General features: G+C 30.6%; 21 protein-coding genes. 6 read left to right on the top strand and 15 right to left on the bottom strand.

All coding sequences use genetic code 11. From position 1 onward, the window contains the following. The 3 genes from ACREVX_RS15615 to ACREVX_RS15605 all read right to left on the bottom strand — a co-directional run. The coding region (locus tag ACREVX_RS15615; RefSeq protein WP_431545140.1) for a sugar phosphate nucleotidyltransferase at positions 1–417 on the bottom strand (417 nt) is incomplete at its 3' end. Between the two features lie 307 nt (positions 418–724). Next, complete coding sequence (locus ACREVX_RS15610; RefSeq protein ID WP_431545139.1) at positions 725–3445, bottom strand: UPF0182 family protein; 2721 nt, start codon at positions 3443–3445, stop codon at positions 725–727. Positions 3446–3653: 208 nt separating this feature from the next. After that, a complete protein-coding gene (locus ACREVX_RS15605) occupies positions 3654–4952 on the bottom strand; it encodes a L,D-transpeptidase family protein (protein ID WP_431545144.1) in 1299 nt (432 codons plus the stop codon). 465 nt (positions 4953–5417) lie between these two features. Here ACREVX_RS15605 and gloA2 point away from each other — a divergent pair, with 465 nt between their 5' ends. Then, the gene (gloA2, locus tag ACREVX_RS15600) at positions 5418–5804 is read left to right on the top strand and encodes an SMU1112c/YaeR family gloxylase I-like metalloprotein (protein ID WP_431545138.1); all 387 of its coding nucleotides are present in this window, start codon (positions 5418–5420) and stop codon (positions 5802–5804) included. 309 nt (positions 5805–6113) lie between these two features. On the opposite strand, the gene ACREVX_RS15595 is transcribed toward gloA2, so the two are convergent. The 4 genes from ACREVX_RS15595 to ACREVX_RS15580 form a co-directional block, all read right to left on the bottom strand. Beyond that, positions 6114–7736 carry an ATP-binding protein gene (locus tag ACREVX_RS15595; protein WP_431545137.1) on the bottom strand — a complete coding sequence of 541 codons (1623 nt, stop codon included), beginning with the start codon at positions 7734–7736 and terminating at the stop codon, positions 6114–6116. A gap of 23 nt (positions 7737–7759) precedes the next feature. Continuing rightward, positions 7760–8470, bottom strand: a complete 711-nt coding sequence (locus tag ACREVX_RS15590) for a response regulator (protein WP_431545136.1) — start codon at positions 8468–8470, stop codon at positions 7760–7762. Between the two features lie 218 nt (positions 8471–8688). Further along, on the bottom strand, positions 8689–9981 hold the full coding sequence (locus tag ACREVX_RS15585; protein ID WP_431545135.1) for a 2-hydroxycarboxylate transporter family protein: 1293 nt from the start codon (positions 9979–9981) through the stop codon (positions 8689–8691). A gap of 27 nt (positions 9982–10008) precedes the next feature. Beyond that, positions 10009–11181: an NAD(P)-dependent malic enzyme gene (locus tag ACREVX_RS15580; RefSeq protein ID WP_431545134.1), complete on the bottom strand. Its 1173-nt coding sequence runs from the start codon at positions 11179–11181 to the stop codon at positions 10009–10011. A gap of 377 nt (positions 11182–11558) precedes the next feature. On the opposite strand from ACREVX_RS15580, the gene ACREVX_RS15575 reads away from it, so the two are divergent. Continuing rightward, positions 11559–12320 (top strand): YdcF family protein, encoded by a 762-nt coding sequence (locus ACREVX_RS15575; protein WP_431545133.1) that lies wholly within the window; start codon positions 11559–11561, stop codon positions 12318–12320. 82 nt (positions 12321–12402) lie between these two features. On the opposite strand, the gene spo0A is transcribed toward ACREVX_RS15575, so the two are convergent. After that, positions 12403–13215, bottom strand: a complete 813-nt coding sequence (gene spo0A / locus ACREVX_RS15570; protein ID WP_431545132.1) for a sporulation transcription factor Spo0A — start codon at positions 13213–13215, stop codon at positions 12403–12405. Positions 13216–13575: 360 nt separating this feature from the next. Between spo0A and ACREVX_RS15565 the strand changes: the two genes are divergently transcribed. Then, positions 13576–14400 (top strand): undecaprenyl-diphosphate phosphatase, encoded by an 825-nt coding sequence (locus ACREVX_RS15565; protein ID WP_431545131.1) that lies wholly within the window; start codon positions 13576–13578, stop codon positions 14398–14400. Positions 14401–14528: 128 nt separating this feature from the next. Here ACREVX_RS15565 and ACREVX_RS15560 read toward each other — a convergent pair whose 3' ends face one another. The 3 genes from ACREVX_RS15560 to rd form a co-directional block, all read right to left on the bottom strand. Beyond that, complete coding sequence (locus tag ACREVX_RS15560; RefSeq protein WP_431545130.1) at positions 14529–14810, bottom strand: hypothetical protein; 282 nt, start codon at positions 14808–14810, stop codon at positions 14529–14531. A gap of 207 nt (positions 14811–15017) precedes the next feature. After that, positions 15018–16076 carry a LysM peptidoglycan-binding domain-containing protein gene (locus tag ACREVX_RS15555; protein WP_431545129.1) on the bottom strand — a complete coding sequence of 353 codons (1059 nt, stop codon included), beginning with the start codon at positions 16074–16076 and terminating at the stop codon, positions 15018–15020. Between the two features lie 376 nt (positions 16077–16452). Continuing rightward, on the bottom strand, positions 16453–16614 hold the full coding sequence (gene rd, locus ACREVX_RS15550; RefSeq protein ID WP_216308422.1) for a rubredoxin: 162 nt from the start codon (positions 16612–16614) through the stop codon (positions 16453–16455). 142 nt (positions 16615–16756) lie between these two features. On the opposite strand from rd, the gene pknB reads away from it, so the two are divergent. Continuing rightward, positions 16757–18412, top strand: coding sequence for a Stk1 family PASTA domain-containing Ser/Thr kinase (pknB, locus tag ACREVX_RS15545; RefSeq protein ID WP_431545128.1), 1656 nt, complete (start codon positions 16757–16759; stop codon positions 18410–18412). Between the two features lie 45 nt (positions 18413–18457). Here the strand turns inward: pknB and ACREVX_RS15540 are convergent, their stop codons facing one another. Then, positions 18458–19807, bottom strand: coding sequence for a citrate/2-methylcitrate synthase (locus ACREVX_RS15540; RefSeq protein ID WP_431545127.1), 1350 nt, complete (start codon positions 19805–19807; stop codon positions 18458–18460). A gap of 306 nt (positions 19808–20113) precedes the next feature. On the opposite strand from ACREVX_RS15540, the gene ACREVX_RS15535 reads away from it, so the two are divergent. Next, positions 20114–21550, top strand: coding sequence for an alpha-amylase (locus ACREVX_RS15535; protein ID WP_431545126.1), 1437 nt, complete (start codon positions 20114–20116; stop codon positions 21548–21550). Positions 21551–21672: 122 nt separating this feature from the next. Here the strand turns inward: ACREVX_RS15535 and ACREVX_RS15530 are convergent, their stop codons facing one another. The 3 genes from ACREVX_RS15530 to ACREVX_RS15520 form a co-directional block, all read right to left on the bottom strand. Further along, the gene (locus ACREVX_RS15530) at positions 21673–22401 is read right to left on the bottom strand and encodes a L,D-transpeptidase (RefSeq protein WP_431545125.1); all 729 of its coding nucleotides are present in this window, start codon (positions 22399–22401) and stop codon (positions 21673–21675) included. A gap of 365 nt (positions 22402–22766) precedes the next feature. After that, entirely contained in the window at positions 22767–24248 is a 1482-nt protein-coding gene (locus tag ACREVX_RS15525) for an L-fucose/L-arabinose isomerase family protein (protein ID WP_431545124.1), read from the bottom strand. 46 nt (positions 24249–24294) lie between these two features. Beyond that, on the bottom strand, positions 24295–24918 hold the full coding sequence (locus ACREVX_RS15520) for a DUF4867 family protein (protein ID WP_431545123.1): 624 nt from the start codon (positions 24916–24918) through the stop codon (positions 24295–24297). A 236-nt stretch (positions 24919–25154) separates the two neighbouring features. Here ACREVX_RS15520 and ACREVX_RS15515 point away from each other — a divergent pair, with 236 nt between their 5' ends. Beyond that, positions 25155–25415: an AI-2E family transporter gene (locus ACREVX_RS15515; protein ID WP_431545122.1), complete on the top strand. Its 261-nt coding sequence runs from the start codon at positions 25155–25157 to the stop codon at positions 25413–25415. Positions 25416–25501 lie beyond the last annotated feature (86 nt).

Below are 25501 nucleotides of genomic sequence, written 5' to 3'. Positions count from 1 at the left end.
CAGCATTTTAGAATAATCCATTTTATAAATATGATCCCCTGATAAAATAAGAACATATTCCGGATCAAAGCTATCAATATAATTTGTATTTTGAAATATAGCGTCAGCAGTACCCTTATACCAATTAGCACCATTTTCACTTTGGTAAGGTGCAAGCATGCTTACGCCTCCATTTCTCCTATCTAAATCCCATGGCGCACCTATTCCTATATGAGAGTTTAATTCCAATGGTTGATATTGCGTAAGAACTCCTACCGTGTCTATATTAGAATTAGAACAATTACTTAAAGAGAAATCTATAATTCTATACTTTCCTCCAAATGGAACTGCAGGCTTTGCTATCATCTTCGTTAACTCTTTTAATCTTGACCCTTGACCACCCGCCAAAATCATAGCTACCATTTCTTTTTTTTCCATGACAGTCTCTCCTTTCTAAATTAAAATTTTTAAGATTGGTACCAAGTTAAAGTCAAACCAATTACAACGTTTTCATAATTTATTCTTAACCCTAATTGTATTTTTGCTCCGATTGGTTTACGCTCCACTACATTCAAATATATATTTAGTTAATATGTATATTTAGATACTAAATTATATATAAATAAAAATAATATAGAATATGCTGTCAGCCTATATCTATTATGGTCTATTATACTACATCTATATTAATTGATATATAGATAATAAAAAAACAGATGCAAAATATTTTGCATCTGTTTTTTCTCTATTTTTCTAATTTTTTTAGTAACGTACCAAGCTCCTTAATATATTCTCCATATTTTGCCCAATCTAAATTCTTTTGAGCATCAATAGCTTTTATATATAAATCATTTGCTTGCTGAATTGATTTTATATCAGTTTCACTTAATTGAGTTGTATTAGTTCCCGTGTCGCCTGAAACTACTGTATTTGGAGCCTTAAAATTAAATATCTGCTGTAATCCAGTTTCTATATTATCAACCATTAGTAACTTATTGTTGTAAGATAATATTATTTTTTTCATTTCCGGAATACTGTTTTTCCCGCTAGCTCTTAAATAGAGAGGTTCAATATAAAGTAGCGAGTTTTTTACTGGTAAAATAACAGTGTCTCCATACTGCACCTCGGATCCTCCTGTATTCCACAAAGAAAGTTGTGCTGAAATTGTAGTATCCTGACTTATTCTCTGTTTAAAGAGGTACGGACTATAAACTGTTGATTCCGCTGGAAATTTATTTAGGAACAGTTTGCCGTAATTTCCTACGTCCATTCTAGCCCCTAAAATCGCTGTCATGTTATATTTTCCCTTTATGTTGAAATATTGTTGTAATATCATTTCTTCACTGTCTGTTCCAGGTAATTTTTGTACAAGATATGGCGGAACAGTAGTTTTTACTTCACCTTCTACAGCAACTGCATTCTTAGATACATCCCAAATATCTTCACCATTATAAAAGACTCCAGGATCAGTTACATGGTATCTGCCTAAAACTTCACTTTGGATACTAAATATATCTGATGGATATCTAAAATGTGCTTTTAAGTCAGCAGAAATTTTTGATATATCCTTGAAAAGTTTAGGAAAAATTTTCGAGTAATTTTGCACAATTGGATCAGTTGAATCTACCATATAAAAATTTGTAGTACCATCGTAAGCATCAACTACAACCTTAACCGAATTTCGAATATAGTTTATTCCATTTTGCGGTTGAGAGTACGGATATTGGGTAGATGTAGTGTAAGCATCAAGTATATAATATACTTTCCCTTCACTTATAACGACATAAGGATCTTTGTCATAAGTTAAAAATGGAGCTATTGCTTTTGCCCTATCAACTATATTTCTGTTAATTAAGATTTTACTTGTACTTTTAATATCCCTAGATAATAGAAAATTTAGTTCACCATTATTTAGTGCAAACAAAAATTTATTAGCTAAATTCATTTTGATTCCAGCTTTTCCATCATAGGTCGTTACTTTGTTACTTCCACCTTGAGGAAAATCAAATTCGCTCAAGTTAGTGTTTACTAATGCATACTCATCTGTTTGTTCTCCAAAATAAATTCTTGGATTTGTTAATTTAAGATTTGTTTTGTTTGCAATAGGCATATCTTTAATTATAAAGTCTGGTTGTCCTTCTGTTGTAACAGCATTTACATTGCTCATTACAACACCATAGCCATGGGTATAAATCATGTGAGTGTTCTGCCAAGTATCTGGAGATAACGACTTTGAATCTATTTCTCTTGCTGCAAGAAATACCTGACTATACTTACCGTTTATATTGTATCTATCTACATCTACATCACTGAAGTTATAATAATATCTTATTATCTGAACCTGATTATAAAATTCAAGTGTTTGCTTAGCTGAATTTATCTTAATATTATTTATTGTCTTCTGATTATCTGAGATATCCTCTTTTTTTAGATCATTTTTTACATTAAAATCCGTTGTAGTGATATTCTCTGTATTAAAAGCTTTATTTGTAAGATTAATATTATTTTGAATATATGGTTTCTCTAGTTGCTTTTCATTCGGTTTTACAATACTGCTTTGAACTACAGCTGCTGATACTCCCTCTACAACACTTATTAAAACAAGTGCAGCAACTGAAATTATTATTGGTTTTACCTTTGATTTTAAAACGCTTATAAATGTTGCTACGCCGGCAAGTATACATGCCACAATAGATATTTTATAAAATAGTAATGTAACATGAATGTCAGTATAACTTGCCCCATATGCAACTCCCCTAGGGCTATACACTAAATTATAAGATTTAATTAAAAATCCAAGTGAAAGAAAAAGCACTATAAATGAGCATGTTATTGCAAGCCATCTTCCCTCAACTATAAAAAGTTCCTTACTAAGTTCTTTTAAATCTTCAAAAGGATTTGATAATTTCCCACCATAAACTTTATCCTTTGCTTTAAATGCAAAGAAAACTATTACTTTAATAATAACTAAAAACACTAACAGTGTAATTGTAAAACTATATAGTGATTCGATTAAAGGAAGCTTGAAAATATAAAAAGATACATCCTTATTAAAAATAGGGTCTTTCACATTAAAACTAACTGCATTTATGAATTGAAGTAGCTTATACCAATATATAGATGCAAATGAAAATGAAAATAAAAATGAAACAATTATATTACAAGCTATAAAAATTTTATTCTCAATAGCTCCTTTCTTTGCATTTACCTCAACTACCTTTTTAAGGCGTACAATACTCTTTTTTATACTCTTATAATATAACCATATGCCTAGATAGCTAAGTATAAAAACAGGTACCATAAGTTTAAGTACTGTTAGTATTTTTGTAAAATATACTGAAATATAACCCACTTCATTAAACCATTCAATGTTAACAATAAATCCAACTATACTACCTAAAGAAAATAAGCATATAATGAGAATTATAATTACGGAAGATAGAACAATATTCTTTTTCTTAGTCATAAAACCACCTCTTAATAATTTTTGTAAGTTTCTATGCGCAATGCATTTTAATGTTTTATAAAATTCTTCATCCACCTTCACATTAACTGCTTTTATTTACCCGCATACTTTTACTTATCTTATCTATATTATATCCTATATCTATCCTTTTAATAGGGTAAATTTGAATATTTTTAACTGATCTTTTTCTTGAAAACATACTCAGCTACTAATAACAAACAACTGGAGTACCTGCTTCAATATTATTGAATACCGCCTGGGCCAAATAATATGGTGAATTTATACAACCGTGAGAACCAGATGACTTATATATTTCTCCTCCAAATGCACTTCTCCAGTTTGCATCATGAATTCCGATACCTGCATTAAATGGCATCCAAAATGAAACAGGTGAAGCATACCCTTGGCCTTTAAGAACCGCATTTTTTTCTTTATATTTCAAGCTATAAATTCCTCCTGGTGTACCTGTATTAGCCCCTATATTACCTGTAACAACATCTCCTTGTACTACAAGAGACGAATTTTTATAAAACCATAAGTGCTGGTTTTTCATATCTATCTCTACATAAGTATTCCCTATATCATTGTTGCCATGAGACAGCGCAGTTTGAATATATAAGGGTTGTTTTAATATAGTTTCCCCTTCTTTTATGGTCGTAATTAAAGCTTTAGTTTCCTTCTCTTTATTTATTGTCCAGCCATAATCACCACCACCAATCTTTATTATTTTTCCTGCTGAAGAAGTGAACGCCCTAGTCTTACCAACTGTATTATAACTTTTAGAAAGTGAATCTATATAATTATTTACTTCTTTCTCATTAAATATAACTTCAAAATTTATATCAACAGAAAGCCACTTATTTATTGTAGACCTATCTAAAAGTTCTTTATGCTGCCCAAACTCATATGTAATTTTTGAAAATACATATTTATTGAGTATGTTTTTGGTATCAATAACTTTTTGAGATTTTGTTGTATATAAAGGCTTAACATAACAATCTAATGACCCTAAATCTATTATACTTTGTTGTTTAATTATTGCATCTGATACCTTATCATATAAAATATCACTATCTACTTTGTTACCGCGAACTTCGCTCACAATCGTATATCCACTATCTGTGTATTTAAAGCTTGGATTTTCGGGCTCTATTATATTACTGCTATCAAAACAAGATAGCTCGCCCAGTCGCTTTTTTAATAGGTTTTCATCGTATTTAACCACTTTTGTCATTTTAGAATCTTCATCGTTAAAAACTGATGAAATCCATTTATAAGGATTCTGACTATCTTTAAGTTTCTCAATCTGCCCATCTGAATTATACGATAACGCAATTTCTTTTGATGTAATTTGTTCATTTTCAACACCAGTTTGCTTAATAATTAACTTATATGTCTGAATGTCCGCTGCCATATCTTCATTAACATCCTCCACAGCTTCACCTGAAACACTAATGCAATTTATAGCAGAACCAAAATAAAAATGATTCATGAAATACATTGCCATTCCAAAATATATAAACGATAAAGTACAAATTGAAATTATAATACCTATAATAATTTTCTTACTATTTTTTGTTAAACTTGTTCTTAACCTTTTTATAAGGCTTATTGTTAAACCTTTTATTTGATTTACTATTAGCCTTATTCTTACCTTTATCCCTGTCAATCTTCCTATAAATTTTACTCTTAACTTTTTTATTAACTTTGCTCCTACTTCTATTTCTGACTTATCTTCTTCATTTCCCACAATACCCATCCCTTTCAATAAAAACAAATTTTACAATTAGTCCAATTACTTTAAGTCTTCATATCATCTTATGTGTCGACCCTCGTACTTAAAACAATTATTATTAATAATATTTGTGAATTTTCGAAAGTGACATATAGATGATGAGGGAAAAAATTATATCTATAATTTGCAATAAAAGAATGTTTTGTGTATTATTACTATATAACAAGGAGGCTTAAAATGAAGTTAAATAAGGTTCATCATATAGCTATTATTTGTTCAAATTATGAAAACTCTAAAAATTTTTATGTTAATATTTTAGGTTTGAAAATCATTAAAGAAATATACAGAAAGGATAGAGAATCGTATAAACTAGACTTAAGTGTTGGAGGAAATTATCAAATAGAGTTATTTTCTTTTCCAAAATCACCTAGAAGGCCTAGTTATCCTGAATCAAGAGGATTAAGGCATATTGCTTTTGAGGTGGATAACATTGATGAGGCAATAAAAGAACTAAGTGAGAAGAATGTAATTACTGAGGATATTAGAGTTGATGAGATTACAGAGAAAAAATTTACTTTTTTTAGTGACCCAGACGATTTACCTATAGAATTATATGAAAAATAAGGTAAAGATATTTCTTCCCTTAGAAATTAGTCTTAATTACAAATAGACACATTACATCTAATTAATAATATTTGTTGAATCTCATTAAAATTTACAATTAATTCTTAGTTTAGTCACTCCAATGACACAAATACTTGTTATTATAAGTACATAGGAAGCAATTGATTTTTTTTAATTAGAGTCCCCCTTTAATTAAATATAAATTTAATATAACCCCTTAAAAGATTTGGTTTAATCAAATCCTTTAAGGGGTTATTATTGTTATTAACTCATCTCCTTCTGAGCTATAATATTCAAAAAAGGAAAATCCTATAATAATCGTTTTTCTTTACATAAACTTACAAAGACTTTACACCCTTTATTTTTTTCTGAATCAATAGTTATCTTTCCCTTTAAATTTTCTATAGTTTCTTTAACTAGCGCCATACCAACTCCTCCACTACCAAGTTTTGTAGTATACCCCCTCTTAAATATTTTACTTGTATTTTCCTTCCCAATCCCAACTCCTGAATCCTCAACCTCAATTTCAATTTCGTCATCTACTTCTTCAATACTTACATACACATGCTTATTTTTCTCATCACATTTAATTACTGCCTCTAAAGCATTTTCAATCAGATTCCCAATAATAGTTACTAAATCACGACTCTCTATATTTCCATGTTTGTTTTCAAGATTTGCCTCTTCATCAATTTCCAAATAAACCCCCAGCTCTTTAGCTCTGCTAATCTTACCTAGTATTAGAGCTGCAATAGTAGTATCCTTAATTTTACTAGTTACGCTGCTTAAAAGCTTCTGTTGTTCCTGTGTAATATTTGTAATATATCTCTTAGCTTCGTGTAAATTTTCTATATATATAAGTCCCAGAATAACATGAAGTTTATTCATAAATTCATGATTATTTGCTCTCAATGCATCTACAATTTGTTTAACTCCTGTAAGTTCTTCTGCCATTCTTGTTACATTTATTTTATTTCTAAACGTAGCAATAGCTCCGGTAACTCTCCCATTATCCTTTATTGGAACCTTATTAGTCATTATTATGGCATTGTTTATTCTCTGCTCTTTATCGAATTCACAGACACCTGTTTCCATTACCGTAATCAAACGTGAATTAGGTAAAATTGCTTTTATGTTTTGACCTATTACATCATTTTTATTAACCCTGTGTTTAAGCTCCAATATCTCTAATGCTGAGTCATTTATTAGAGTAATAGCTCCTTTAGAATCAACGGCTATTAGCCCCTCATAAATAGCATCAATTATTCCCATTTTTTCATTATAGAGCCTTGCTATTTCCTCAGGTTCAAGTCCAAGTAAAGTGTTCTTTATGTTATTTGCCAATAAAAAAGCTCCTATTACACCTGCTGCCAGTCCCCCAATGCTAATTATAACTATGTAAATAATTGTTGTATGTTTTGCCTTATCTATACTATTGGTAAGTGTCCCAACAGAAACAAACCCTATCTCTTTCTTATTCTCACTATCAAATATTGGCACAAACGCTCTTAATGATTTCCCTAATGCCCCAGTAGCTTCTGAAATATATTTCTCCCCTGTTTTAACTACCCTATATTCGTCTCCGCCCAAAAATTTTTTACCTATCATTTCAGAATTAGGATGGGAATATCTAATTCCTTGCATATTAGCTACTGTAATATATTCAATCTGATCTAACTTATTAATTTGCATATTAACATATGATGAAATTTCTTTATTAGGATCATTTAATTCGAGTGCACTGACCACCTCTTTAGATTGAGCAACCATAACAGCCACATTCATAACGTTAGTCGCTGCCCTACTTTCAATATTTCTAGTCATCCATACGATAACAAAAGAAGCAATCACGGATATGGATACAAATACTACTATAATAATGAATACTGTAATCTTTGTTTGTAGCTTTATAGTTTTTTTTATATTTTTCACCTCAATTATAATACGGACTAATTTTAATATTTAATTATGCTATTTATAAGGTTTTTATCGGTCTTCAAACACTCATATCTATATATAGGTCTACCAATAGAACCATATATAACTTTTTTATTTATTGCTCCAGCCTCTTCTAAAAAATTAACATATTTCCGCATTGATACTCTTGAAATTCCTACAAGTTTTGCTAATTCTTCTGTTGAGTAGTTTATTTCTCTATTTTGTATTATTTTTTCCCAGGAGAGTTTTAAAGTATTTTTCTCAAGTCCCTTTGGTAATTCAATTAAAAAAGAATTTTGTTCAACATATAAAATATGTCTATCTAATTCTTCTTGACTTAGATCATTACTTTTTATTATGTTTTCTCTGTTTTTATAATTATTTAAAGCAGAACTAAACCGTTCAAACTCAAAAGGTTTAATTAAATAGTCTACTGCGCCATACTGAAGAGCTTTTTTTACACTTGCGCTGTCCTTTGCGGCACTTACTATAATCACATCAATATTTGTATCCATGGTTCTGACTTGCACAAGTAGTTCAAGACCACTAATTACAGGCATATATATATCAAGTAAAATTAAGTCTATTTTCTCTTTTTTTAAAACATCCAAAGCCTGATCTGATGAGCGAGCTATACCCTTTAACATAAACCCCTCTATCTGCTCGAGATAATATTTATTAAACTTTATTACCATAGGATCATCTTCAACAATTAAAACATTGATCATCTATACCACCTCTCCTCTATACAAAAATAATATATTTCAAAGCTTTATTTCAGATAAGCATTACTAACTTCCTACATATATATTGCTTTTGTTCTATTGTTATGTTGTTCTATTGTTAACATTATATACTAGCAAAAGAAACATGTCTAATAACGACAAAACTCTTCGCAGGTACGACTAAAAAAGACCACCCGCATAACGGATGGTCTTTTAATTGTTCACATAAATATTTTTAGTAAGGAACTTGCCAAGATTAAAACAAGTGCCCCTCCAATTCTTGAGGATATTTGTGAAAATGGCATAAGTTCCATTCTTTTTGCAGCTGTTAGTACTGCTACATCTCCAGTACCACCCATATTTGCCATACAAAGTCCTCCAGTTATTGCTGCTTCTATTGGATAAAATCCAATTAACTTTCCACCAAAGAATGCTCCTATAGTAGCTCCTATTATTACTGCTAATACAAGAACTACATACTGCCACCTAAATGCTGCTGCAACTTCAGCAAGATTAGTATATGCAACCCCTATTCCTACTAAAAGCACGCCTGTAAAATTAGTCATTACAAATGAAAACCATTGTTTTGCTGCAAGTTCCATATATCTTGGCATAATTCCAAACATTTTCACTGCAGCTACCGTCATTATCATCCATGCATATGAATGAATTGCAGGTACAAATTTACCTATTGTAGTTCCAACAACGAAAAATGTTAAGGCTATTAATAATCCCATTCCCATAGCTTTTATGGACAATTTATTACTTTCTTCCTCTTCAACTACATTCTCTTTATCATTAATTTTCATTAATTTACCGTTACCTGTTAGCTCAGGTTTTGATTTACCTAATCTATCAAGTAATCCACCCATAACTATGGCCATAGCATTTCCAAGTGCTACTGCGGGTACCATAACCGATAACATACTTGCTGGATCTACTCCCAATGATTCACCAAAAATTTTAGCAAGTGGAACAGCTCCTGCACCCATACCACCTCCCATAATAGGGATTCCTATGAAAAATATAGCCTTTTGTGCTCCATATCCTATAAGTGCTCCAACTATTGCTACAAGTCCCAATGATACTACTAAACCACATATGATTACCGGTAAATATCTAACTGCTGACTTTATTAATAATTTTCTACTCATGCCAAGAATACTACCAGTTATAAGCGCTGCGATGTAAAAGTCTAAAAACCCTCCGCCTTTCATAAATGTTGTCATATTCTCTATTGATACTTTAGGAATTATGTTATACATTACAAGTGCTGCAGTTGCAAATATAATTACTATCGGCCCACCACCTAAGAATGTGTTAATAATAGGTGTCTTATTTCCAATCTCATTAAATATTGCCCCAAGTACAAGCATTAACGCAAATGCTCCTATCATTCCTTTTGGCATTGTTCCCATGTAAGTTGCGCCTAAAATTACTATTGCTATAATTGCAAAAGCTGCAACTGGAAGACCTAGAATTTTATAACCCTTATTCTCAATCGTATTTCCCATATATAATTCTCCCCCTATTTTTAATATTTATATTCTAGCTACCCCTGTTTCTCTAGCTACTCTAGCTACTTCTGCTGCTACAGTTTTTGCTACTCGCTCATCGAAAGCTCCCGGAATAATATATTCATCATTTAATTCCTCATCCGTAATTAAGCTTGCTATTGCTGTTGCTGCAGCGAGTTTCATTTCTTCAGTAATATTAGTTGCTCTTACATCTAGTGCGCCTCTAAATATTCCTGGGAATATTAAAACATTATTAATTTGATTTGGATAATCTGATCTTCCTGTTGCAATTACTCTCGCGCCGCCCTTTTTAGCTTCCTCTGGCATTATTTCAGGTGTTGGGTTTGCCATTGCAAATATAATTGAATCCTTATTCATAGTTTTAACCATATCTGCATTTAGCATATTAGGTCCTGAAACCCCAATAAATACATCTTTTCCTTTTACAATTTGGGCAAGCGTTCCATGTTCCATACCTCTATTTGTAACCTTTGCCATTTCTACTTGAGGTAGATTCATCCAATCAATACCCTCAGCAAGTCCTCCTTGTTTGTCACACATTACTATGTTTTTAATGCCGTAAGACAAAAGGAGTTTACAAATTGATATTCCTGCAGACCCTGCACCATTAATAACCACTTTTGCAACATCAATATCTTTTTTAACTACCTTTAGAGCATTAATAATCCCTGCTAAAACCACAATCGCAGTACCATGTTGGTCATCATGAAAGACTGGTATATCTAATTCCTCTTTTAACCTTCTTTCTATTTCAAAACACCTTGGTGCTGATATATCCTCAAGGTTTATTCCTCCGAAAGTTGGAGCAAGATATTTTACTGTTTTTATAATCTCTTCAACATCTTTTGTATCAAGACATATTGGAAAAGCGTCAATATCTGCAAATTCTTTAAATAATATCGCTTTCCCTTCCATAACTGGCATTGCAGCTAATGGACCTATATCTCCAAGACCAAGTACTGCTGTTCCATCAGTAACTACCGCTACAAGGTTTCCTTTAGCTGTATATTTGTAGACGTTTTCACTATTTTCATAGATTCTTCTACAAGGCTCTGCAACCCCAGGAGTATATGCAATACTTAACTGCTCTCTATTTTTCACTTCAACCTTAGATACTATTTTAATCTTACCTTTATTCTCTTCATGCATTTTTAAACTAAGTTCATCATAATTCATTTTTTATTCCTCCTATAAAGTTTATTATTAACTCTATTGTAATGTAAAGATCAAAATAATATATGTTTAGAAAGTATTCTAAGTGTTTAGTAACTAAAGTAAGTAAACATTTACATTTCTAATTTGAGTTCCATATCTGTTAAATTAATCTCCATATCTAAATTTATAAATGAATTAATAACATTCATAGAAACTTGTGGATATTTATATATAATTAAGCTAAAATTTAGTATAATGTATAAATATAAAACAATATCTGTTATACATAAATCATCAATCTAGTTAATATTAAAAGTAATTCGATGTGGTTATAACCGTATTTGAAGTAACTTTTCCATTTATTAAATAATGTGGAGAATTCCAAGGGGGAATGAGAATTGAAAACTAAAGGCAATGTTTACTTATTTTTAGGGGTTTTATGTGAATTATATTTTATAGGGACAATAATATTTGGTGGCATAGTAACTTTTGCGCAATTTTATCTTGTTTTAGGATTAATCCTAATTACAATAGGATTATATGAGAGAAAAAATAAGAAAAATTATTTGTTACTAAGACCCGGCAAGCTTAAAACTACAATAAAAATATGTTTTTCACTTGGAATAGTTTCTGTTGTGATTATAGAAAGTCTAATAATTCAATCAGCTATAGTAAAGAACAAGCAAAAAAGTGATTATCTAGTAATATTAGGAGCTGGACTTAGAGGTGAAGTTCCTTCAACAGCACTTTTTCAAAGGCTTTATACAAGTCTAGAATATATAAAAATTAATCCTAATGTGAAGATTGTAGTAACAGGAGGAAAAGGCTCTGGTGAAAGCATTACCGAAGCAGAGGCTATGAAAAGATTTTTAATTAAACATGGAGTATCAGAAGACCTGATACTAAAAGAAGAAAAGTCAACCAATACCTTTGAAAATATGAAATTCACATCTGATATTGTGAATAAATTAGAGAAAAAAGATAATATAAAGGTAACAATTGTAACAAATAATTTCCATGTATTAAGAGCTAAATTCTTAGCACAAAGGCAAGGTTTAAAAGCATATGGATTTCCTGCTCCACTTCATCCAATGCTAGTACCTACTTGTTTTGCTCGCGAATATTTAGCAGTAATAAATTCATTTTTATTTGATAAATAGTTTTATTTACTCATAATATTGCTTCAGATACTGATATTATGAGTAATAAAAAACTAAGTTATTATTGTTCCATGCTAGGCAACTAACTAACTTTATTTTGCAATCTTAGCTTATCAGCTACCATTGCTATAAATTCTGAATTAGTAGGTTTTCCTTTTTTATTGCTTATATTGTAACCAAAAATCTTATTGATAGCTTCTGATTGATCTCTACTCCAGGCAACCTCTATTGAGTGCCTTATTGCTCTTTCTACCTTGCTAGCAGTTGTATTAAATTTTTTACCTATTAATGGATATAATTCCTTTGTTACAGCTGATAAAAGTTCCATATCATCCACTGCCATACTTATTGCTTCTCTAACATACATATAACCTTTTATATGAGCAGGTATTCCAATTTCATGAACAATTTCAGTTATTTGAGATATCATATCAATTGATTGACTTTTATTAATCTTATTGTCAGTATTTCTCCCATAAGTAATCGTATTTTCTGCATCTCCATCACATATAGTGTGATTTAACATCTGTCTTATCCTTTTAATAAATACGTCCATATCAAAAGGTTTTACAACATAATAATCCGCTCCTAGTGTAATAGCCCTTTGTGTTATTTTGTCATTACCAACTGCTGATAAAACTATAATGCGAGGCATTGCCGCTAAATTCATTTCACTTAACCCTTCTAGAACACCCAATCCATCAAGAACTGGCATAATCAAATCAAGTATTACCAAATCAGGTTTATTTTCCTCAATCAATTTTAGCGCTTCTACTCCATCCCCTGCTATGCCACTAACAACAATATCTTTTTCTATTGATAGATACTCATTAAGAATAGTACAAAATTGTTTGTTATCATCAGCAATTATTATATTTATTTTTGGTTCTTCCATAGTTGCACTCCCCTTTTCCCTCTGTTTCACATCATAATTACCTAAATTTCATTGTATATGAGTTTAGTTAATTATAATTGTATGCTCTGAGCCTATTGTTTATTTATATTATAACCATATAAACCGAAATAGTATAGTCTCCCAGGTATTTGATTGTTTGACAAACCTCACTGATACTCTTTAGTGTTAAAAATAAATATTAATGATATTCATCATTAACTACTATATATGATTTATCTAAAAATAAGTATTTTATTGCTTTTTATAGAATTCTTATAAATAAGTAGTATACTATAATGGCATTGTTTGTACAGCTTGTACTTCATTACAAAATAAAATATCTAAGGGAGTGATTAATACATGGAATTTATCGAAATAATTAAAGCAATTATTCTTGGTATCGTCGAGGGTATCACTGAGTGGTTACCAATAAGTAGTACAGGCCACATGATTTTAGTTGATGAGTTTTTACAGCTTCATATGAGTGAAGCATTTAAAGAAATGTTTTTTGTAGTTATTCAACTTGGGGCAATTATGGCAGTTGTGGTTTTATTTTGGAAAAAATTAAATCCTTTTACTTTTAAATCAAAATTAACTTTAAAAAACGATACCATGGTGCTGTGGCTTAAGATTGTTGTTGCCTGTGTTCCAGCCGCCATTATTGGTCTACTTTTTGATGATGACCTTGAGGCACTTTTTTATAACTATCAGACTGTTGCAGTTGCACTAATTGTATATGGTATTCTGTTTATTGTTATTGAAAGAAAACATAAAAATATAAAACCTAAGATTAACACGCTATCACAAATTACATATAAAACTGCAATCATTATAGGAGCTTTTCAAGTATTAGCATTGATTCCTGGTACATCTCGCTCTGGAACAACAATCCTCGGTGCAATACTAATAGGAACATCAAGAACAGTTGCAGCTGAATTTACATTTTTTCTAGCTATTCCTGTTATGTTTGGAGCAAGCCTTCTAAAAATTATTAAATTCGGTTTAATTTTTACAAATACTGAATTCATTATTTTACTAACAGGAATGATTGCTGCTTTTATAGTATCGATTTTGTCTATTAAATTCTTAATGGGTTACATAAAGAAACACGACTTTACAGCCTTTGGTTGGTATAGAATTATACTTGGAATTATAGTTATTTTATACTTCTTGGTTATGGGATAATATACTTGCCCAGTGTACTCCAACTCCATCACAAAGACCACGATTAAATCATCTCCTACGGAGCTGAAATATTAATAATAGACACTATTTAAATAAGAACTAAGGCAGAAATAATCCTGCCTTAGTTCTTATTTTTCATCAGTATCTTTAATAACATCTAAATGTTTATTGAATTTTTTCACTTCTTCTAAAGTTGAATAATTAATGCTACTAGTCATACTAGACGTGTCAAAATTCGAAGCCGAATTAAGATGACTATGATCATCTGATTGATTACTTGATTGCCCGTTCGTTACCAAATTTGCACCAGTAAAGCAACTGTTTATACCGCCATTACTGCTAATTGAACCTTTTTCCGTCTCGAATTGTTTATGTGCTTTTTTTGCTTGTTTTAAATCATTTTTATTCATCTATATTCTCCCTTCAACTATATAGCCATCTGTACACAACTTATTATATAGTTTACCCATTTTTTTGTAAAATATAGATAAACATTTTACAACGTGTTTGATAAACGTCAAAAGGAGTTAACTATATTATATTTCTAAAAAAATATGCATACGTGTCAGAACGATTTTATATAAAGCTAAAGAGATCATAAAAATTATTATAAAAAATTATTTTATTAAATATACAAATGTTAAATTTCCTATCACTACAGAGACTGGTTGTGGCGATGTCAATGCACTTGGAACCTTTCCACTATAAAAAAACAATGCATTCTTTGTTGGGTCATTTCCACCAAGAGCTTCAATTGCAGCCTTTAATGCGCTTGCGGTAGCAGGAGTATTAATGCTTCCACTTTTTACTGGGCTAAATTGATAGTTACCATTTGTTTGTTCATTTATTACGGCGGTAATTGAATTTGGGAAATATCCACTCTTAACTCTATTTACAATTATTGCTCCTACAGCAACCTGTGCATTATAAGACTCGCCTCGTGCTTCGGAAGATATTAATCTTGATACCAAGTTTAATTCACTTTCTGTGTATTTTATTGCCGCAGGATTTGCCTTAACTGGAGTAGTTTGTACCGGAGTAGAAGAAATTGTTCCAGTTAAATTAAGAACTTGCCCTGGAGAAATAAAATCATTCCATTTGTTATTAGCTTTCCTTAAATCATTTAATGATATTCTGCACTGTTTTGCTATTGAAGATAAACAATCTCCACTTTTAACTGTATATGTTTTAGCTGAATTGCTAGGTAATTGCGTCTCTTGCTGTACCGGGGGTTGCAGTGTAGAATTAGTTGCTGCTGAAAGCTTCAAAACTTGCCCAGGAAAAATAGAATCATTCCATTTATCATTAACTTTCCTTAAATTATTTAATGATAGTCCACACTGTTTTGCTATTAAAGATAAGCAATCTCCACTCTTAACAGTATATGTTTTATCTAAACTTCTAGGTGCCTGTGCAGGTTGTTGAACTGCTGAACTAGCTTGTCCTGAAACTTTGAGAACTTGCCTTGGAAAAATCGAATCATTCCATTTGTTGTTGATTTTCCTTAAATCATTTAATGATAATCCAAAATTTTTAGCTATTGTAGATAAGCAATCTCCACTTTTAACAGTATATGTTTTAGTTGCCCCTAGTACATTTTGAGATGTTAAAGATGATACCCCAATTGTTATTGCCGATGCTAAGAAAACTGTTTTAAGACTTTTAAATTTGGCCATTGTTCATATCCTCCTTGTGCCTTCCAAATTAGTTGATGCACCAGAGTTTAAATACCTTAATTCCAAATAAAGTTTAACTCTGAGATTGTACATATATTTTTATTGGAATATTATTCTATTATATCATAATCAAACAATTATAATTGTTATATTTTAGGTTTTTTTAGGAATTTTAGTCTACCGTAGAATTTACTCTAAAATGTCTCTTGAAGTCTATTTCTACTGTGAATCCTCCAACAATAAAAATAATAGACCTATCAAATTACAGTAATTTAATATTCCTTAAATATAAAAAAGCCAATAATTTTTAATCATTTTATGACTAAAAATTATTGACCTTTTTATAATTTTTATAATTTAAATAATTATAATAATCTTATTCTACTTTTTCAAAATCTGATTTTGTAACTCCGCATAAAGGACAAACCCAATCTTCTGGAATATCCTCAAACTTAGTACCTGGTGCTATTCCTCCATCTGAATCTCCTACTTCTGGGTCATACTCGTAACCGCAAACCGTACATACATATTTATCCATAAAAACATCTCCTCTTAATTTATTCGTAATTTAAGAAATCTAATAATCTATTTCTAGTTTATCATATAGATTATATAATAGTCTATACTATATGCTAATTATGTTATAATATATACATTGTCGTTTTTTATGGGAGGTTAATATGATAGGGACATTACTTTTAAATAGATATGAATTATTAGAGAAAATTGGTGAAGGTGGCATGGGAATTGTTTATAAAGCAAAGTGCCATTTGTTAAATAGATTTGTCGCTGTAAAGATACTAAAAACAGAGTTAAGTAATGATGAAGAATTCTTAGCCAGGTTTAAAAGGGAAGGTACCGCCTCTGCTAGCTTATCACATCCAAACATTGTAAATGTTCATGATGTTGGTGCAGAAGGTCAAATTAATTTTATAGTTATGGAATATATTAACGGAAAAACATTAAAGCAATTAATAAGTGAAAATGGTAGGCTTACTTCTCAGAAGGCTCTAGAAATATCACTCCAAATAGCCAACGCACTCCAGTGTGCTCATAAAAATAATATAATTCATCGAGATATAAAACCGGATAATATTATGATAACTGAAGATAACATAATTAAGGTTACAGATTTTGGGATAGCCAAAGTTTCAGATTCAAGAACCATGACCAATTCTAATAAGATTATGGGCACTGCACGTTATTTTTCTCCAGAACAAGCAAAAGGCATCTTTGTGGACACTAGAACAGACATATATTCCTTAGGTGTTGTAATGTATGAAATGGCCACAGGGAAAGTGCCTTATAATGCAGAAAGTTCTATTTCCATAGCTATGATGCATATCCATGAACCCATTACTCCACCCAAAGAAATTATTGAAGGTTTACCTGAAAATGTGAACCTGGTAATTTTAAAGGCCATGGAAAAGGAACCTGTTAAAAGATTTCAAACAGCTGATGAAATGGGAAAAATTTTAAAATTAATTAAAGAAAACCCAAATTTTAAAGTTAACTTAAATAATAATGGAAATGATGCTACAAAGATTATGGGTTCACCTATTGCTACTGATATAAAAAACGACTTAACAACGGTTATGAATCAGTCCTCAGCACCTGAAAATCCTACTGTTAAAAAAGATAAAAAAGTACTCCTTGCAAATAATAAGCCCAGTCCAAATAAAAAGGTAATTATAATAATATCAATCATTTTAGTTTTTATTATTGGATTTTTCGGAAGATATCTCTTAGATAGAATTTCTAATAACTCTTCAACTTCAATTGTAAAAACTACAGATTCAAAAACAACTGATAACTTATCGTCAAATAATACACAATCAACTGATGAAAAACAACAGTCTGAAGAAGAAGTTGTTGTAGTTCAAAAAAAATTTGTACCGTCACTTATTGGGAATACTGAAAATATTGCAGAGCAAAATATAATTAATAATGAATTTTCACTTGGCAATATATCTAATAATTATAGTGATACTATAGCTCAAGGATTAGTTATTAGTCAATCACCCCAGGTGAATACATCCTATGAAAAAGGTGGCAAAGTAGATTTAATTATAAGCCAAGGGAAAAAAATTGAGCAAGTTAGTGTGCCACAACTAAATGGAAAAACTCTAGATGATGCTGAAGAAATTCTAAATGACAATAATTTAGAACTTGGCGAGGAAACAGCTGTAAAGTATGACAAACCCCCTAAATCCAATCATTCCAAAGATTCCAAAGATGACAATAAAAAAATAATAAGTCAAAGTATTAAAGCCGGTACTCTTGTAGATATTAAAACAAAAATAGATGTTTCTTATTATGATAACAAAAAAAAATAAAATGTGTAGAGGGTCTATACTACAACCCCTCTACACATTTTTTAATTATCTATCCTCTAATGGAACATAATTAGTGCTTCGTGCAATACCTTTATACGCCGGTCTTATAATTTTACCATTGTTTATTATTTCCTCTAGTCTATGGGCACTCCAACCAGCTATTCTTGCTATAGCAAAAATAGGAGTGTACATTTCAATTGGTATACCAAGCATTCCATATACAAATCCAGAATAAAAGTCTACGTTAGCACTTACCCCTTTGTAAATTTTTCGCACACTGGCAATAACTTTAGGTGCTAGTTCTTCTACTTTTGAATATAGATTATATTCATCCTCTAGACCTTTTGCCTTAGCAAGTCTTGCAACATACTTTTTGAAAATAACGGCTCTTGGATCAGATATAGAATAAACGGCATGGCCTATTCCGTATATCAGTCCAGATTTATCAAACGCCTCTTTAGTAAGTATTTTTGCTAAGTATTTTTCAATTGCTGCCTCATCTGTCCAATCACTAAGTTCTTTTTTCATATCTTCAAACATTTCAATAACCTTTATGTTTGCTCCCCCATGTTTGGGTCCTTTTAAAGAACCAAGAGCCGCCGCCATTACTGAGTAAGTATCTGAACCAGATGATGTTATCACATGTGTAACAAAGGTAGAGTTATTACCACCACCATGCTCTGCATGAATTACTAGAGAGAGATCAAGTATTACAGCTTCAAGCTTTGTGTATTTACCATCGTCGCGGAGCATGTACAAAATATTTTCAGCTGTCCCTAAATCCTTAAGTGGACTACGAATAATCAAATTGTTATCTTTGTGGTAATGTGCTAAAGCGTGATAACCATAAACCACTATTAATGGAAAACAAGCAATTAACCTCAAACATTGCTCCAAAACATTACTTTCAGACGTGTCATCCGCTTTATCGTCTATGCTATAAAGTGCAAGTATACTCCTTGCTAGTGAGTTCATTATGTTTTTACTTGGCATTTTAAGTATCATATCTCGTACGAAATCATCAGGTAGAGTCCGATATTTACAAAGTAATTCCGTAAAGTTTTTAAGTTCTTCTTTACTTGGAAGATTACCAAAAATTAACAAATAACAAGTCTCTTCAAATCCAAATCTACACTCTTTAAGGAAACCGTCTACTATGTTTTCAATGTTTATCCCTCTATATGTTAAAGAACCTGCAACAGGAACCATCTTGTTATTTTTAAAAACATATGAATTTACTTGACCAATTTCCGTTAACCCTACAAGCACTCCACGACCATCAATATCCCTAAGTCCTCGTTTAACTTCATATTTAGGATAAAGCTTCGGATCTATAAAACTCTTTAATCTTTCAGACATTGTATTTTCAAATTTATTCAATTCTTTGTTATCCATAATATTACACCTCTCAAAATAATTGTTAGTAATTCAGTAAATCTAATGGTTAATTATATATCTATTATACCACATTCTCTTATATGTAATAAAATAACTTTCACTGGAATTTCTTATAATTGCTAATAATTTACTTGACATTATATATATACTTATATAATATTTTTATTTGTTTTTGTTTATTTATAATGTAATATAATATATATAAGAATCTAAAAATAAACTTAAAAGTAAATTGTTAATTTATTTTGTCATAATTACAATAAATTACTTTAGTTTAAACGATAATAAAGGGAGATGCCTTATATGAATAAAACTATAATGCAATTTTTCCAGTGGAACTTACCTAACGATGGAGGCCACTGGAATTTTTTAAAGGAGCAAAGTAAATCCTTAAGCGATGCCGGCATAAATACTCTTTGGCTACCACCAGCATATAAAGCTGCAGGCGGTAGTAATGATGTTGGTTATGATGTTTATGATTTATATGATCTTGGTGAATTTGATCAAAAAGGAACCGTTAGAACTAAATATGGTACAAAAGATGAATACATAAATGCGATTTCCGAAGCTCATAAAAACAACATTAATATATTAGCAGATATAGTTCTTAACCAGAAAGGTGGAGCAGATAAAACTGAATGGGTAAAGGTAATTAAAGTAGATCCACAAAATAGAAACAATAAAATATCTGATGAATATGATATAGAAGCATGGACTAAATTTAACTTCCCAGGAAGAAACAACAAGTACTCCGATTTTAAGTGGAACTGGAAACATTTTGATGGGGTTGATTGGGATGAGAATAATAAGGAAAGTGCTATATTTGAATTTGTTGGAATTGGGTCAGGTTGGGATGAGGGAGTAGATAATGAAAATGGAAACTATGATTATCTTATGCTTTCAGATATACATGTTAGTTCACCCGAGGTATACAATGAGCTCTTAAAATGGTCATTATGGTATATAGAAATGGCAAATCTTGATGGTTTTAGATTAGATGCAGTAAAACATATATCATTCGGATTTTTCACTAAACTTATTAATGATTTAAGAACTATTACAAAGAAAGAGCTTTTCACAGTAGGTGAATATTGGCAAGCTGATTTAAAAGTTTTGAAAAATTATATTGAAGAAACCTGCCACTCATTTAATGTTTTTGATGTACCGCTTCATTATAATTTCTTAAGAGCTAAAAATGAAAAAGATAACTATGACTTAAGAGGCTTAATGGATAATACATTAATAAGTTGTTATCCTGAAAATTCAGTAACTTTTGTGGACAACCATGATACCCAACCTGGTCAATCCCTTGAATCTTGGATTGATAATTCATTTAAACTACAAGCTTATACCTTCATTTTGACAAGACAAGAAGGAATCCCTTGTGTTTTCTTTGGAGATTATTATGGACTTCCAAATAAAAATATTGCTCCATTAAAAGATGAACTAGATAAATTATTATATGCAAGGCGCGACTTTGCTTATGGTACTCAACATGATTATTTCGATGAAGCACATATTGTAGGATGGACAAGAGAAAATGGACTAGCTGCCTTAATATCTAATGCAAATAACGGTGGTTCTAAAAAAATGTTTGTTGGTGAAAAGTTCTCTGACAAGACGTTTATAGATGTAACTGGTAATGTTTCTTGTGAAGTCATAATAGCCCAAGACGGTAATGGTGTTTTCACTGTTAATAAAAATTCATACTCGGTTTGGTGTATGTTTTATATAAGTTAATCAAGGAGCTGTCTCATAATATATATTTATATATTATGAGACAGCTCCTCATGTATCTAATCATTTTATTATTATGAGTTTTGTTAGGAAAGCCAATTTTATTGCTACCTTGTACTATAATATCAAAGAATATTCGTAGTAATTACATCTGCCCCTTCAGGAATTGTTTCATAAAACCAAAATGCATCTTCTACTGACAATCTTATACATCCATGTGACGCTCTTTTCCCTATCATGTCGGCCTGTATAGCTATTATGTCTCCATCTTCTTCTGTTGGGACAGAATGAAACAAATATTCAGCTCCACTAAATCCTACCCAATACCTTGCCCCTTGCTTATATTTATTACTATAAAATGATTGACCATAATAACTGTTAATTTTGTAATTATCAATCGGTGTATCAGAATCTATTCCTTTAAGCCCTGATGAACAATCCATTGTTTTAATCTCAACATCATTTTTATAGACATATACCTTTTGTTCACTTATTGCTACCTTAACTAGAAATTTATCTTTTCCTGGTTTTGCTCTCACAGGTTCATTACTTGGAAAACTGTATTCATTTTTTGCGCTTTCAGGTACTTTGGTATCCTTATCTTCTATATTTTTTTCTTTGATAACCTCTTTAAGGACTTCTTTAGTTGTTTCTTTAATTATTTCTTTAGAAACCACTTCTGGAACTTCTTTGAGAACTATTTGAGGAGTTTTTTCTACTATAGATGAAGAAACTTTGACTACTTCTCCAATTGCTTGTTTGTTTTCATAATTAGTTGATGACCCTTTAATATCAGAGTGCGCCCCTATCAAAATACATATTATTAGAAATAATGTAACTACTCTATTCTTCATTAATATCCCTCCAAACTCAAGAACATTTTAATCATATACTATGCTTATATAAACTCTTAGTTTAAACCTATATATAGAATATTTAGTAGTTTTATTTAAATCCTATCAATAGCACTTCTAAAAATTAAAATGACTATATCTACAGTATTGACATAAATACACAAAAATTTCCAAATTATAAAATAAAATTTATATACACACTTTATTCTCTAGAACAGATAAATACATTGTTTTTATTTAGGACCAAAGCATATATTAATATTTACTTATAGTTTCTCTTACTATTATGAACCTACTTACATAAAAAAAGAACCCATACTCTAAACACAATTTGTGTTTGAATTATGGGTTCTAGTTAATTTCTCTTATTTAAAAGGATTTTCTGATTTATAAAGCATTCCTTTGGGTTGGTTAAATCCTAATTCTTTTACTCCTAAATATTTGAATAAATTATAAATTGCTTTTCCATAATGTCCAAATGCAACAGCGCCATGATGTGGATATTTCTTTTCAATTAATACATGACGATAAAATCTTGCCATTTCAGGAATTGCGAAAATTCCAATAGATCCAAATGAACGAGTTGCAACTGGTAGAACTTCACCCTCTGCTACGTATGCTGTTAATTCTGCTTCTGCATTACTTTGCAGACGGAAGAATGTTATCTCTCCAGGAATAATATCCCCTTCAAGTGTTCCACGAGTTATGTTTGGTTCTACATTAGGTTCTAATGCTCTTGCCATAATCTTTTGGTTTTTCATTGTACCACTAGTTAATTTACAAGCCGCTGTGTTGCCACAATGGAACCCCATAAATGTATCTTTTATTGTATAATCAAATTTACCTTTAATTTCGCAGTTATACATATCGGCTGGTACTGAATTATTAATATCAAGCAATGTTACAACATCTTGGCTTATACAAGTTCCTATATATTCACTTAAAGCTCCATAAATATCCACTTCACATGATACAGGAATTCCCATTGCTGTTAGACGGCTGTTTACATAACAAGGTACAAATCCAAATTGTGTTTGAAATGATGGCCAACATTTATTAGCAAAAACAACAAATTCTCTAGAACCCTTATGGGCTTGCATCCAATCAAGTAATGTTATTTCATATTGCGCAAGCTTTGGAAGTATACCAGGCATTTTATTCCCTTGACCTAATTCTTTTTCCATACTAGCTATTACCTCTGGAATTCTTGAATCATTAGCATGCTCATTAAACGCCGCATATAAATCTAGTTCTGAATTTTCTTCAATTTCAACTCCTAAATTATATAATTGTTTAATTGGTGCATTACAGGCTAAAAAATCTTGTGGTCTAGGTCCAAAAGAGATTATTTTTAAATTTTCAAGTCCAAGTATTGAAGTAGCAACTGGTACAAATTCCGAAATCATATCAGCAACTTCACATGCCGTTCCAACAGGATATTCAGGAATAAATGCTTTTATATTACGAAGTGCTAAATTGTAGCTTGCGTTTAACATTCCACAATAAGCATCTCCACGTCCATTCATTAGATTATCTCCACTCTCTTCAGATGCTGCTACAAACATTACTGGTCCATCAAATTGTTTTGCAAGTAAAGTTTCTGAAATTTCTGGGCCAAAATTTCCAAGGTATATTACTAATGCATTTACACCCGCTTCTTTAACTTCTTTTAATGCTTTTAACATATGTGTCTCATTTTCCACAGTAGTCAAGCATTCAAATATATTTGTATTAGACTTATTATAACTCTCTACTACTGCTTTTCTACGATTAACAGATAGCTCCATTGGAAAACAATCTCTGCTCACTGCAACAATTCCTAATTTTAATTGTGGTAAATTTATCATTTTTTATTCCTCCGTTTTTTTATGAAGATTATTTTATTATTAATATTTATTTCACTGAAATATTTTGTCCTTTAAGACCTATAAATGCTCCCTGAGCGCCTAAATCAGTATCCTTATGGCCAATTAACCATTTGTTTCTTGCAAATAGTAGTGCATCCTCACCAGTTTTATTAATTTTACTTTCAAGTGCTAGATTAGTGTCTCTTGGTAAAACAACTACGCATTTAAATCCATTTTCATTTGCATTACAAGGTGCATAATGAAGTGTAGTTGCGTAAACCTCTATTATGCAACCTGCTGGAATTAAAAAGGCTTCTATTTTTGAAGTATCATATGAATAATCTTCTTGTATATCTTGCTCTGATCCTAGAAGTAAAATAAGATCAGTTACTGCAACATTTATTTCTGATGAACGATGATATTCAACTGCATTTAGCAAATAATTATTGCCATTACAATATCCTATTTGAATTGGTAATTCACCAAACTCTCTAGTTCTTAATTCCTCAGCAATTTTTATATTTTCTAATTCTTTAATCGATGGTTCATACACTACATCATTTGGTAATGGTGTCATTTTCATATTTTCAATTAACTGTAAACAATCATAATTTTTTAGAACTTGTCCATATTTTTTAAACTTAACATCTGTAACCTTATTAATAATCATATTCACTTTTCCTTTCTTTGAAATTTTTATGTTTAATGTGAACTATCTTTTTAAAATCACTTTAATAAGTCTATTTTACATCTTCTTTACACTTTCTTCAATGCATTTGTGTAAACTTTTTCATTATTTTTCAAAATACTTTTTAGTTAATACTTTACTATCAGTAAAAGATACTCAACTCTTAATATATTACTGTTTAAAACTATCTATAAAGTATTAATGAATAATTGCATAAAATGTTGAATAAGATTAATCAATATATTCCAACTCATGAGATTTATAAAACCTTTGAAAGTATCGCTAAAACTTACTCTAAGAACTTGATTCATAAACTTATGTTTGTTGTAAACTATACAATACGTACCTCTTCAACTGTATTTCTTGTACTTATAATTTTATTTTATTTACTTAAAGATGGTTCCGATTTTAAAGATAAAGTTATAGACATAATTCCTGAGAAATATAAAAGTTTAACATCAAAAACTCTCTTTACCTAGATGAGTGTATTCAAATATATTAAGTTATTGATGCAACCCCATTACATAAATTGATAACGCAGTGGAGAATTTATGTTTGCTAGTAG

This window comes from Clostridium sp., assembly GCF_050717545.1.
Classification (GTDB): Bacteria; Bacillota; Clostridia; order Clostridiales; family Clostridiaceae; genus Clostridium_AD.
This window is presented reverse-complemented; position numbering and strand designations above follow the sequence as displayed.